The following is a 12,105-nucleotide window of genomic DNA, read 5'->3' as shown; positions in this document are numbered from 1 at the left end:
TTAAAGATATATTCTTTTTATAATAGTCAAATAAGTATAGTGATTAGCATAAAAATAATTTATAAGTGATATAATTGTAATTTTTGTATTATTTTGAAACATAAAATGCCTTGACTAATCACTGCTACAAAGTAGTCTGATGCACAAGTAATAAGCAAAAAAAAAGAAGTGAATACAATGAATAAGATATTAAAACTTGGGCTAGGATTACTTTTTTTATCGCTACCATTGGCTTCAACATCAGCAGATATTAAACTCAAATATGGAGTAAATCTTATCGATTTTAATGGTGACGGTGTTCCTGATGTTGTTGTTAAGTCTAGACGACCATTAAATGATTCAACATCTGTTGATATGGTAACTGTTTATATCAAAGGAAGTGATCAAAAGGTTTATATTGTTCCGTCCATATACGCTAATGCTTTGAGCCTTTACAACAATAAGATTAAAGGTACAGATATCACTATCTCTGATTTCAAATTCATTGAGAAAAAAGACCACGTTGTTTTGTTAAGTGCGGAAAAAGTAGGAAACAACTTACAAAAAATCACTCAAATCCGTTTCTCTAGTTATTCTATTTTAGAAAATAAGAAAGGTGATGAAATTCAGTTTAAATGGCAATTTAATAGCTATTGTGTAACTGAATTATCCTATCTTAGCGTAGAAGATGCATATTCTGATAATTGTATAAACAAAATTATTAATGAATAAATCTACAATTAAATAACAAACACATCATATTATGATGAGTTTGTTTTTGTTTTATAAAACAATGCATTGTAAAAATATAAACAATAATCTTTTCTTTATATGCATTGGGTACTTGTATCATTTCTTGTTCCTTGTTATTAATCTATTGTTAGGATATTTCTTAATCAAAATGATTTTTATGGCGCTGTTTTATCAAGATCTGTTTAAGAGGGAGATATGAAGGAAATTATTACAGGTTTACTTCTAGCCTCAATATCACTATTTACTGTATCTTGCTCACAAGAAGATACGCATAGAGTAAAAGTGGCAATTAATACAGGGCCTGATCAAGTGATTTGGGATGAAGTTATTCGTTTAGCGAAATTAACTGAAGGGTTAGATGTTGAGATTGTTGCATTCAATGATTATGTTCAACCTAATAAGGCATTGAACGATAAAGAAGTTGATGCAAATGCGTTTCAATCCATTCCTTATCTTCAATCTCAAATGAAAGAGCATGGCTACCAATTTCATATTGCCAGTAAAACGTATATCTTTCCTTTAGCCGCATACTCTAAAAAAATTAGCGATATAAATGAATTAAAGCCCGGTGATGTTGTTGCAATTTCAAATGAAGTTAGCATGAAAGGGCGTGCACTTTTATTACTAGCAGAAAATCATCTCATTACTCTTAATGATAATGTTGGTTTCACACCAACAGTAGACGATATTATCTATAACCCAAAAGAAATTACTTTTATTGAAGTTGAAACACCTAAACTTACCGAAGCATTAAATGATCCAAATGTCACAATGGCTATAATCAACAATAATTTCTCATCCCAAGTTGGACTAATTGCGACTCGTGATGGATTGATCTTAGAAAATAAAAATTCACCTTATGCTAATGTTATTGTTACGCGTGAAGATAACAAAAATGATGAAAACATAAAAAAACTGGTTTCAGTTCTGCATTCAAGACAAATCGAGTTAAAATTCAAAGAAATGTATAAAGGTGATGCGGTAAGAGCTTGGTAACATCTTTTAACTTAAAGGTAAAAAGAGGTGTTCATTCTTTTTATCTTTAAGTTTGTCCTACTTTTTCCTTTCTTTTTAACTAGAATAATCAACTTTTATTTAGTTGAATCGCCTTAATTAAACACCACTGAATGGATAGAACCTTTTATTTCAAGTTATCTTTATTGTTAGAGCTCGTTATTTTTATATAACTACTGGTTTTTATTCTATATAAAACATTCTAACAACATGAATTTTTTTCAGTATGATAAAGATCCTTCATTAAACATAAGAAATAAAAAAATGACTGACTCTCAACTGAAAAAACAATATATCGGTGAACATAAATTATCACCAGAAACGCTAATGATGAGCTATGGCTATGATCCATTACTCTCTGAAGGCTCAGTTAAACCACCTGTCTTTTTAACATCTACCTTTATTTTTAAAAGTGCTGAAGAGGGTAAAGCTTTTTTTGATACCGTAAGTGGTAGAAAACCTTTACCTGAAGGCGAAAAAGCAGGTTTAGTTTATTCTCGCTTTAATCAGCCTAATAGTGAAATTGTTGAAGACAGACTGGCTATTTATGAAAATACACAATCTTGTGTATTATTTTCATCAGGAATGTCTGCAATCACTACAACATTAATGGCATTAACGCAGCCCGGTGATGTTATTTTACACTCACAGCCACTTTATGGCGGAACTGAGACATTAATTGCCAAAACACTGGCTAAATTTGGTATTCAAGCAACGCCATTTACTGATGGACTTAACCGTTCACTTATTCAAGAACAAGCAGATAAAGCCAATCAAAAAGGGCGTGTCTCCGTTATTTTTGCAGAAACTCCTGCAAACCCAACTAATTCCTTAGTAGATATTGCAGCATTAAAAAATGTTGCTGTTCAATTAGAAAAAACACAAGGCTATCGTCCTATTATTGTTTGTGATAACACATTACTTGGCCCTGTATATCAACACCCAATAGAACAAGGCGCTGATATTTCAGTTTACTCTTTAACTAAATATGTTGGCGGGCATTCAGATTTAGTTGCCGGTGCAGCTATGGGCTCTCGTGAACTGATTAATCAAATCAGATTACTAAGAGGCGCAATAGGAACACAACTTGATCCACATTCTTGCTGGATGCTAGGCCGTTCTTTAGAAACGTTACAAATTAGAATGGAAAAAGCCAATCAGAATGCGTTATTAGTTGCAGAATTTCTGCGTGGACATGAAAAAGTAAAAGCAATTCATTATTTACCTTTTGCTGATACAAATTCTGTTGAAGCTCAGGTTTTTGCCAAACAATGTACAGGTGCAGGATCAACGTTCTCTTTTGATATTGTAGGCGGAGAAAGTGAAGCTTTCCGTTTTCTTAATGCAATGAAAATTTTTAAACTTGCAGTAAGTCTGGGGGGAACAGAATCTCTAGCTTGTCATCCGGGTTCAACAACACATTCGGGTGTACCTATGACATTACGACATAGCATTGGCATTCAAGATACGACAATTCGTTTATCGATTGGTATAGAAAATCCACAAGACTTAATTGCTGATTTATCCCAAGCATTAGCAAGTGCTTAATTAAATAGCCGTGTTAATGTAAAAAACACCAGATAATGTGAATTTCACAGTCTGGTGTTTTTGTTTTAATCGGTCTGTTTTTGGATCTCAACCCATTCATCTTTAGTTAAGCGACAAATATTTTCAACTTTCACTTCATCTAAAAATTCTGCGTATTGTTCTTCAATAACATGATGAAATTTAAATCCGCATTTCTCTTGTGCTTTTTGTGACCTCTCATTATCAGCGAAGTAACCACACCATAAATTATCCAACTCCAATGTTTCAAAACTATGTCGACTAATTTCTTTTACAGCTTCAGGTATTAAACCTTTACCCCAAAATGGTACTCCAATCCAATAAGAGACTTCAGCATCATTATCTCCAATTGGGAAATTACTCTCATTTGCGAAAGATAATCCGACCAAGCCGATAGCTTGGTCATCATTAATTAACGTAACGGCATAAACTTCGTCGCGCATAAATATAGCGCGAATAATTTCGGCACTTTCTTCAACACTTTTATGTACTGGCCAACCTGCAATTGGGCCAACACGCTCATCTTTTGCATATTGATACAAACTTGACGCATCAGAAAGTTTCCAAGGGCGCAATACAAGTCTTTCTGTTTTTAATGTTTTCATTTCAATGACTTCTCTTAATTTTTAAATATTTTGCAATTTATCTTACGTCTTTAAGATGTGTGTATTCTAAAGAAAAAGAATAAAAAAACGAATGTCATAAAAGAGGCAAAATCGGTACTTTTGACAACTAAATAAAGGGAAATACTTGTTATTAAGTTCAATATCGTCAAATATAAAAACAGCAAATGGGCTAGATAAAATTAAAAGAGGGTAATTGATTTATGTTGAGTCAAGTGTTGCCACAACTTAATGCATCATCACAACATGTCATAATAGGTGAAAGTGATATGACGAATGAAATCGGTTACCCTCTACCACTATCTTATATTGTGGTTATGATTTGTTTAGAAGGCAGGGCTATAATCAATATAGGCTTTCAAAAGCAAGCAATCAAAGCGAATGATATTCTTATATTAGGCGATGATATGATGACAATTTTGAGTCAAAAATCAGCAAACTTTCGCTTATTTTATTGCTTTCTTGATAAATCTTTTGCCTCAGAAATTGCTTATTCTCTTTCTAATACTTTATTTGCTTTTCTCCATGAAAATCCTGTTTGCCACCCACAAAAAGAGCAATATGAAGCCTTAAATAGATGGACTCAACAACTAAAATATATAGATAACCGTTATTCTGAACACAGAAAATTGATGTTAAAAAATCACTTACAAAATCTCTTTTTTGCTATTACTGAATTAATACCTGCTCATTTTTCTATTGCTAAAAAAGAATTCAGCCGTAAAGAAAAGCTTTGTTGGCAATTTTGGGAATTGATTGGAAAACACTGTTTAGAGCATAGAGAGGTGGCTTTTTATGCAAATAAGCTTAATATTACACCCTTTTATTTATCACAAATAACAAAGCAATTTTTTAATGATGCACCTAAGACCTTGATTAACCGTCAAGTTACTCTTGAAATAAAAGCATTATTAATGCACACTTCGCTTTCGGTAAATGAGTTATCAATAAAACTTCATTTTGATGATCCCTCTTATTTATGCCGATACTTTAAAAGAGAAACAGGTAATTCTCTATCTGGTTACCGTAAACAACATCAACGACAATAAGACAGATAATATTGTGCTTATCGTTTAATTTTTAACTAAAGGAGGAAATTATTTTGAAAAAATATCACTATACAGACCGAGGGAAAATATTTTCTTAAGGTTGAGAATTCTATTACTTATTAAGAAATTACTATGATTTATTTTACTTCTGATACACATTTTTGCCATTCAAACATCCTCAATCTTTGTGATCGCCCATTCAATAGTGTTAGTCATATGAATGATACTCTAATTCATAATTGGAATGCTTACGTCTCTGATAATGACGAAATCTACATTTTAGGTGATTTTCTTTATCGAGGAACAGGGCGAGATGCCAATCAAATCTTGCGTCGATTAAAAGGTAAAAAGTACCTTATCCGTGGAAATCACGACAAATTTCTAGACGATCCGGAATTTGATGCATCAGCATTTGAATGGGTAAAAGATTATTTTGAGTTGGATTATAAAAAAAGAAAAATTGTGATGTTTCATTACCCTATATTGGAGTGGACAGGTTTTTTCCGTGATTCTATTCATTTATATGGCCATGTTCATAATTCACAAAAAGATCCCTCTCAACGTAAACGTTTAGATGTTTTAGGAAAAAATGCAATTAATGTCGGTGTCGATGTGAATGACTTTTTCCCCATTAGCATTGAAACCATACTAAGAAGAACATCTAAATAACCTTATTATTAGTAGCCGTGGTTTACTCGCAAAGAATTCCATATAAAAAAGACATCCATCAGGATGTCTTTTTTATTTATGCTAATTAACCATCCAAACTACAGTGCAATGGCTCTTTTTTGACTTACATTCATTCCTTGGATCATACAAAACCAAGCAAGACCACAAATCGCCATTAAAATCGCAAATAAAGAGACAGGAGGAAATGAAGTCAAAATAAAACCACTGGCTAATGGATTAAGTGCGGCACCTAACCAACCTAATGACTGAGCCGAAAAATAACTTGCTTTCATTCCTAATGGGGCAATGTTGTCAATCATCATATACTCACCAGGTGCATAAATTAATTCACCCAAGGTAAATACAGCGATAGCTAATGCCCAAAAGACTAAATTGTTGCCCGCAAACATAAAACCAAGTAAGCCCATCATAAAAAATAGCGTACCAAGCGTCATTAATTTACGTAGCCTTTCGGCTGTAACATGTTTACCGACAATATATTGTAGAGAGACGACAATGGCTGCGTTTACAGGTAATACAACCGCAATAACAGACTCTGCCAACTTTGCATCGTAAACTACTAAAATATATTGTGAAATACATGACGCAAAAGAGCCAAATGTTAATGTACCGAAAAAAGTTGAGAGTACAAACCAACTTAATGCTCTGTCTTTTAGCATTATTTTCGGGTCCCACTTCACACTATTTTCTTCACCCGCATTTATTGCTTTAGAACGCTGAACAAATAACTGGATCATAAAAAGTGGAACACTAGCAGAAATAGCCGCAAGCCAGAAGGGTAATTGAGTTCCATACATTAATAATAAAGTGCCAATCGGAGGACCAACCGTCCATCCCATATTAATAAAGGTATAGTTTAAAGAGAATATTTTAGGTTTCGCTGAAACCGATAAAATTTCAGAAAAATAGGCCTTTAACACAGTTGAGAATACTAAATAAGAGCAGTTAATCACCGAGAAAAAGATAACCACTAAAACAGTGCTATGAACCATCGGTATTGCGGCAAAACCAAAGATAAACGTTATAATAGATAGTAGCATATAACGTTTTTTCTCAAATTTATCAGCAAGCATTCCAAAGCCAAGGCTGAAAAAAATACCTGTTGTTAATGCAATAGACATAGCAATACCAATATCATCGACAGGTAATTGATACTCCCGCGATAAATAGATCGCCATAAACGGTAATGTTGCACCTCTTCCTATTGTGAGAAGAAGTGATGAAAATAGTAATGCAGTTGTTGATCGTGTTTTTTTTGAGAACATATTATTTTTTTCTAATTATTTGTATTTTATGGAGTGTTTTATAATTTATGCGTTTTCTACGGGTGAAAAAAGAACAAATTCACACTGTATATTAATACATGACTTACTAATTACTGTATAGCTTTAAGTCAGCAAAAAAGCTCTTTTTGATCTTGTATTTTTTCTTGCTGATCTTGTAGTAATATTTAATTATCCCATTTTTGATAATAGTATTTATCAAATTCCTCTCTATCACCACATTATTATTTTTTCTAAACTAACCTAATTACTGTTTTATTTGTTGCACTAAATCTGAGGTCATTATGTCTTTTATTCATCTTGAATTTGAAAAACCTATTGTGGAATTAGACGAAAAAATAGATGCATTGCTCACCTTTAAGCAATCTCAAGATGAACCAACAGGTATTAATTTAGATGAAGAGATTGCACGTTTAAGGCAGAAAAGCCTTTCGCTAACAAAATCTATTTTTACTGATTTAGGTGCTTGGGAAATTGTACAACTCGCTCGTCATCCTATGCGCCCATATACTCTTGACTATCTTAAAGCGATTTTTACTGATTTTCAGGAGTTGGCGGGTGATAGAGCTTATGCCGATGATAAAGCGATTGTTGCGGGTTTAGCGCGTTTAGACAAAATGCCAGTCATGGTAATTGGGCAACAAAAAGGCCGTGATACAAAAGAAAAAATTCTTCGTAATTTTGGTATGCCATCGCCAGAAGGTTACAGAAAAGCATTACGTTTAATGAAAATGGCAGAGCGTTTTCATCTACCTGTCATTATTTTTATTGATTCTGCAGGCGCTTATCCTGGTGTCGGTGCTGAAGAGCGCGGACAAGCAGAAGCTATTGCTCGCAATATTCTTGAAATGTCACGATTAAAAACACCGATTATTTGTACTATTACGGGTGAAGGATTCTCCGGTGGTGCATTAGCCATTGGTGTTGGTGATAAAGTTAATATGTTGCAATACAGCACTTATGCAGCAATTTCACCAGAAGGGTGTGCTTCTATTTTATGGAAAAGTTCTGATAAAGCACCAATTGCAGCAGAAACGATGGGAATGACTGCTCCTAAATTACAAGCATTAGGCATTATCGATGCCATTATTCCCGAACCATTAGGTGGAGCCCATCGTGATCACCAACAAGCTGCAGAATTTCTTAAGCAACAGTTATTAACTGATTTAGCATTATTAAAAAGCTACTCAACCGAAGAACTTTTAGATAAACGCTATCAAAAACTCATGTCTCATGGTTACTGTTAATTATTAACGAGAGAAAAGAGAATGAATGATACACTGCCTATATTGAGTAATAGAAATACCGTAGACAGTGAATTATTTATGCAAATCGATCTTAATTTATTACGTATTTTTTCTGCTGTAGCAGATCAAGGGCAATTTGCAGCCGCTGCTCGGCTATTATCTATGCCTACCTCAAATATCAGTCGTGCAATTAAACAGCTTGAACAGCAACTCAATTGTAAACTTATTGATAGAACAACTCGAAAGATGCGCCTTACTGAACAAGGCAGAACACTCTATCAACAAGGAAAGAAAACCTTAACCGAGTTGGATAATGTTGTCAGCAATATCACTAGTGATGGGCCATTAACGGGCACTTTTCGTTTAACTATTCCTAGCGAATATGGTAGTGAGCTACTTGGTGATATTTTAGCTGACTTTGCTGTGCTTCATCCTAATTTACTTATTCAATGTGATACCCAATTAATGCCAAGAAATATCATCGATGATGATATTGATTTATTATTAACTTTTCATCGTGGAAATTTAGCAGATAGTAGCTATCACTCTCGCTTAATTAAATCATGGCGCAGTATTGTTGTGGCATCTAATGAATTATTAGAAAAAACAGGAATACCCACACATATAGAACAATTAAGCAAATTGCCTTGTATTTCTAGTTTAAGCGCACTAGAAGGGCAACCTTGGATATTTATGGATGGAGATAAAAAACCGATCAAAATAACCATTAACAGCAATTACCGAGTAAATAGTGCCATATTGGCAAAATCAGCGGTATTAAAAGGGTTGGGATTTGCTATTTTAGCCGAACATTGCTGTCTTGATATGATTGAAGCGGGAAAATTACGGGCTATTGAGTTTCCTCAACAACCCGCAACAATTAATTTAGTGGCAATATATGCAACTCGTAGCTCTCTTTCACGTAATATTGAGTCTTTTCTTGAGTTTCTCGCTCAGCGTTTATAAATATTAATCTGTGATTTCTTGAGTAAGTGCAGTATGTTTTGCTTTAACAGGAAAAAGCACAATAAATAGTGTCACAAAACATGAGATCCCGGCGGTTGCAATCGCATAAGCAAATCCAGAATTAAATGCCTCTGGTAACAAAGTGACAAATCCTTTGTCTAAATTATTTATCGTATTTTCAGTCACTAAACTGACAATATCGATATAATTTACAGATATTCCCAATACTTGGCTTTGAATAACCATATAATGGATTGCTTGTTGCACCATCAATGTACCTAATAAAGCAATTCCCATTGTCATACCGGTTTGTCTTAATGTATTCATAGTTGCCGACGCCATACCAGAGCGAGATGGTGGCACACTTTTCATCACTAAAGCACCTATTGCTGGCGTTGATAATCCCATTCCGGCACCTAATAAAAAGAGGTAGCTTCCTGTTATTCCATAGTAGCTATTAGTTGCTAATGTCGCTAATAAACAAGAAGAAATGGCGATAAATAAGAAACCACAAATCATCAATTTTCTGACTGAGAAATAAGAAGAGAGTCTCCCAAAAGACATAGAGAATAGCGCCATTGCAATAAACTCTGGCGCCATTCTCCAACCTGTTTCTAATGCACTCCAGCCTTGTGCTTTTTGCAAAAAGAAAGCGATAAAAAATACATTACTATATGTGGCAAAACCCAAGGTAAAAGAAGAAAGATTATATTGAAAGAACGTGCGATCTTTAAATAAAGCCAGTGGTAATAATGGACGTTCAACACGTTTTTCTATTATTAAGAAAAGGGTAAGAAGTATAACACCTACAATCAGTGTTGATAGGGTTCTATAATGTATCCACCCAACAGAGCCAGCTTCAATTAAGCCATAAGTCAGCAATCCTAATCCCAACATACTGGTTAATTGACCGAAGGGGTCTAAAGCAACATTTTCAGGATCAGCACTCTCACTTAATCCATACCAACCTAACAATACGGTAATAATGCCAATAGGAATATTAATAAGAAATATACTCGCCCAACCACTAGTATGAACTAAAACCCCACCTAAAATAGGGCCAATGATGAGTGATAACGCACTAGCGGAAGACCAAATTCCGATGATACGAACGCGTTCAATATCAATAGGAAAAGCGTGAGTAATTAAAGACAATGCGCCTGGAATAAGTGCAGCGGCGGCAATACCTTGAATAATACGTCCAAGGATTAGTATTTCATGTTGCTGTGCAATCGCACAAATTATTGAACCTAATGTAAAAATAATCACACCCCATAGCCACACTTTTTTTCGTCCAAAACGATCACTTAAAGGGCCAGATGACAAAATACAGGCTGATAGACAAAGCGCATAAGCATCAACAATCCACTGTAAGGTTGCCATATCAGCATGAATATCATTTTGAATAGTTGGTAGAGCCACATTGACGATACTAATATCAAGAGTTGCCATAAAAGTGCCTAAACAAATGGCACAGATAAGTGACAGTCGTTTTAAATAAGTCATAAGTTTTATTGCCTTAATGATGAATAATATTGGCATAATAATACTCGACTGACCGTCGGTCAACTGTTAATGATAATGAGTTTCATTTATCATCATTGTGAGTAGTTTTAATATAGAGTACTCTTTACACGCGACTTTGAGGGAGATAAGCATGTCATTAGAAGAACAAACAACAGATAAACCAAGAACAAAACCCGCAGAGGTTCGTTTAGAAGAATTAATGAATTCAGCAGAAGCGTTATTTCTTGATAAAGGTTTTGATGCCACAACCGTTAGCGATATCGTAAAAAAAGCAGGGGTAGCAAAAGGGACGTATTATCACTATTTTTCTGCTAAAACAGACGTTCTTGATGCGCTCAGAACACGCTATATGGATTGGTATTTAAATAAAATAGATAACGCAATGAATGCCTGCTCACAACAAGATCATCATGAAAAATTAAAACAATGGTGTGAAATCAGCGTTATTGCTTATGTTGAAAAACAAGAATTACACGATATGCTTTTTCATCAAGTTTTTCATCAAAGCAGTAATATTCATGAAAATAGAGCATTACAGCAAATTCAATCACTGTTAATTTCAGGTACAGAAAATAAAACCTGGCACGTTACACAACCAGAATTAACCAGCACATTGATTTATCATGGTATGCATGCAGCTGTTGATAATTTAGGTCATAGTGAAGAATATACCGCAAAAACATTAGGTAATATGCTATATCAGCAATTTACTCAGCTACTAAAATAGACCAAAGCTTATCGTGACAACGTCACATTATTGTGTATCTAAAAGAGAAAAGGGTTCTTCAAAATTAACACCTTATAAAACACAATCTGTGATCCGTTTTTCTCTCGTAAAAATCTTAACTGTTATTATGATTTTTATGGGCGTAATTGTAGGTACCATTGATATTTTTAGTGTGGCTTTTGCTAATGCTCAAAAAACACCCGCAGGTGCAAGCCTTATATTATCAGCCTATGCAATAGGCTCTTGTTTTGCCGGTTTATTCTTTGGCACATTAAAATTATCCACACCATTACACCGTTTATTATACTTAGGTGGCATCGCAACATTCCTTACTATTTTGCCTCTTGTTTTTGTAGGCTCTATTTATAGCTTAAGTTTAGTCGTATTAATTTCAGGGATCTTCTTTGCACCTATGATAATCGTGACAATGTCACTTATTGAGAAGAGTGTGCCCGAAAATCGGCTTACAGAGGGAATGACATGGTTACTTGCAGGATTAAATGTAGGTACAGCAATTGGTGCAATATTAACAGGACAACTTGTTGATTACTCTGGAGTTCAATCTGGTGTTTGGGTTGCAATTGGAGCGAGTGCCTTAGTGATGCTAACTGCATTTTTAGGCTTTCAACGCATTAATCATAAAAGCAATAAAAACAGTAAAAGTTATGCCTAGTTAATAAT

General features: G+C 34.3%; 12 protein-coding genes. 9 read left to right on the top strand and 3 right to left on the bottom strand.

Features of this window, described 5'->3' with window-relative positions:
- The first annotated feature begins 177 nt into the window (after window positions 1–177).
- From C0T34_RS00415 to C0T34_RS00405, 3 genes are all read left to right on the top strand, one after another.
- Window positions 178–711: a hypothetical protein gene (locus tag C0T34_RS00415; protein WP_109849497.1), complete on the top strand. Its 534-nt coding sequence runs from the start codon at window positions 178–180 to the stop codon at window positions 709–711.
- 216 nt (window positions 712–927) lie between these two features.
- On the top strand, window positions 928–1,728 hold the full coding sequence (locus tag C0T34_RS00410) for a MetQ/NlpA family lipoprotein (RefSeq protein ID WP_098942845.1): 801 nt from the start codon (window positions 928–930) through the stop codon (window positions 1,726–1,728).
- A 282-nt stretch (window positions 1,729–2,010) separates the two neighbouring features.
- The gene (locus C0T34_RS00405; RefSeq protein WP_109849496.1) at window positions 2,011–3,294 is read left to right on the top strand and encodes a cystathionine gamma-synthase family protein; all 1,284 of its coding nucleotides are present in this window, start codon (window positions 2,011–2,013) and stop codon (window positions 3,292–3,294) included.
- Window positions 3,295–3,359: 65 nt separating this feature from the next.
- Here C0T34_RS00405 and C0T34_RS00400 read toward each other — a convergent pair whose 3' ends face one another.
- Window positions 3,360–3,917 (bottom strand): GNAT family N-acetyltransferase, encoded by a 558-nt coding sequence (locus C0T34_RS00400; RefSeq protein ID WP_098942849.1) that lies wholly within the window; start codon window positions 3,915–3,917, stop codon window positions 3,360–3,362.
- A 221-nt stretch (window positions 3,918–4,138) separates the two neighbouring features.
- Between C0T34_RS00400 and C0T34_RS00395 the strand changes: the two genes are divergently transcribed.
- Both C0T34_RS00395 and C0T34_RS00390 read left to right on the top strand, forming a co-directional pair.
- Window positions 4,139–4,984, top strand: a complete 846-nt coding sequence (locus tag C0T34_RS00395; protein WP_098942851.1) for a helix-turn-helix domain-containing protein — start codon at window positions 4,139–4,141, stop codon at window positions 4,982–4,984.
- Between the two features lie 132 nt (window positions 4,985–5,116).
- The gene (locus C0T34_RS00390; protein WP_109849495.1) at window positions 5,117–5,653 is read left to right on the top strand and encodes a metallophosphoesterase; all 537 of its coding nucleotides are present in this window, start codon (window positions 5,117–5,119) and stop codon (window positions 5,651–5,653) included.
- A 98-nt stretch (window positions 5,654–5,751) separates the two neighbouring features.
- On the opposite strand, the gene ydeE is transcribed toward C0T34_RS00390, so the two are convergent.
- Window positions 5,752–6,939: an efflux MFS transporter YdeE gene (gene ydeE, locus C0T34_RS00385; protein ID WP_109849494.1), complete on the bottom strand. Its 1,188-nt coding sequence runs from the start codon at window positions 6,937–6,939 to the stop codon at window positions 5,752–5,754.
- A gap of 302 nt (window positions 6,940–7,241) precedes the next feature.
- On the opposite strand from ydeE, the gene accA reads away from it, so the two are divergent.
- Complete coding sequence (accA, locus tag C0T34_RS00380) at window positions 7,242–8,204, top strand: acetyl-CoA carboxylase carboxyl transferase subunit alpha (protein WP_088495584.1); 963 nt, start codon at window positions 7,242–7,244, stop codon at window positions 8,202–8,204.
- Between the two features lie 78 nt (window positions 8,205–8,282).
- Complete coding sequence (locus tag C0T34_RS00375; protein WP_109849827.1) at window positions 8,283–9,170, top strand: LysR family transcriptional regulator; 888 nt, start codon at window positions 8,283–8,285, stop codon at window positions 9,168–9,170.
- 3 nt (window positions 9,171–9,173) lie between these two features.
- Here the strand turns inward: C0T34_RS00375 and C0T34_RS00370 are convergent, their stop codons facing one another.
- The gene (locus C0T34_RS00370; protein ID WP_109849493.1) at window positions 9,174–10,676 is read right to left on the bottom strand and encodes an MFS transporter; all 1,503 of its coding nucleotides are present in this window, start codon (window positions 10,674–10,676) and stop codon (window positions 9,174–9,176) included.
- Window positions 10,677–10,827: 151 nt separating this feature from the next.
- Here C0T34_RS00370 and C0T34_RS00365 point away from each other — a divergent pair, with 151 nt between their 5' ends.
- Window positions 10,828–11,424, top strand: a complete 597-nt coding sequence (locus C0T34_RS00365; RefSeq protein WP_098942861.1) for a TetR/AcrR family transcriptional regulator — start codon at window positions 10,828–10,830, stop codon at window positions 11,422–11,424.
- 13 nt (window positions 11,425–11,437) lie between these two features.
- Window positions 11,438–12,097 (top strand): MFS transporter, encoded by a 660-nt coding sequence (locus C0T34_RS00360; protein WP_239450310.1) that lies wholly within the window; start codon window positions 11,438–11,440, stop codon window positions 12,095–12,097.
- Window positions 12,098–12,105 lie beyond the last annotated feature (8 nt).

Source organism: Proteus sp. CA142267, assembly GCF_003336825.1.
In the GTDB taxonomy this organism is placed as follows: Bacteria; Pseudomonadota; Gammaproteobacteria; order Enterobacterales; family Enterobacteriaceae; genus Proteus; species Proteus terrae.
The sequence above is the reverse complement of the archived record's forward strand: the minus strand, read 5'-3'. Positions and strand labels throughout refer to the sequence as shown.

Coding starts and splice junctions, on each gene's coding strand:
- C0T34_RS00365 (WP_098942861.1), top strand. CDS start 10,828: ATGTCATTAGAAGAACAAACAACAGATAAACCAAGAACAAAACCCGCA.
- C0T34_RS00390 (WP_109849495.1), top strand. CDS start 5,117: ATGATTTATTTTACTTCTGATACACATTTTTGCCATTCAAACATCCTC.
- C0T34_RS00395 (WP_098942851.1), top strand. CDS start 4,139: ATGTTGAGTCAAGTGTTGCCACAACTTAATGCATCATCACAACATGTC.
- C0T34_RS00410 (WP_098942845.1), top strand. CDS start 928: ATGAAGGAAATTATTACAGGTTTACTTCTAGCCTCAATATCACTATTT.
- C0T34_RS00400 (WP_098942849.1), bottom strand. CDS start 3,917: ATGAAAACATTAAAAACAGAAAGACTTGTATTGCGCCCTTGGAAACTT.
- accA (WP_088495584.1), top strand. CDS start 7,242: ATGTCTTTTATTCATCTTGAATTTGAAAAACCTATTGTGGAATTAGAC.
- C0T34_RS00405 (WP_109849496.1), top strand. CDS start 2,011: ATGACTGACTCTCAACTGAAAAAACAATATATCGGTGAACATAAATTA.
- C0T34_RS00370 (WP_109849493.1), bottom strand. CDS start 10,676: ATGACTTATTTAAAACGACTGTCACTTATCTGTGCCATTTGTTTAGGC.
- C0T34_RS00375 (WP_109849827.1), top strand. CDS start 8,283: ATGCAAATCGATCTTAATTTATTACGTATTTTTTCTGCTGTAGCAGAT.
- ydeE (WP_109849494.1), bottom strand. CDS start 6,939: ATGTTCTCAAAAAAAACACGATCAACAACTGCATTACTATTTTCATCA.
- C0T34_RS00415 (WP_109849497.1), top strand. CDS start 178: ATGAATAAGATATTAAAACTTGGGCTAGGATTACTTTTTTTATCGCTA.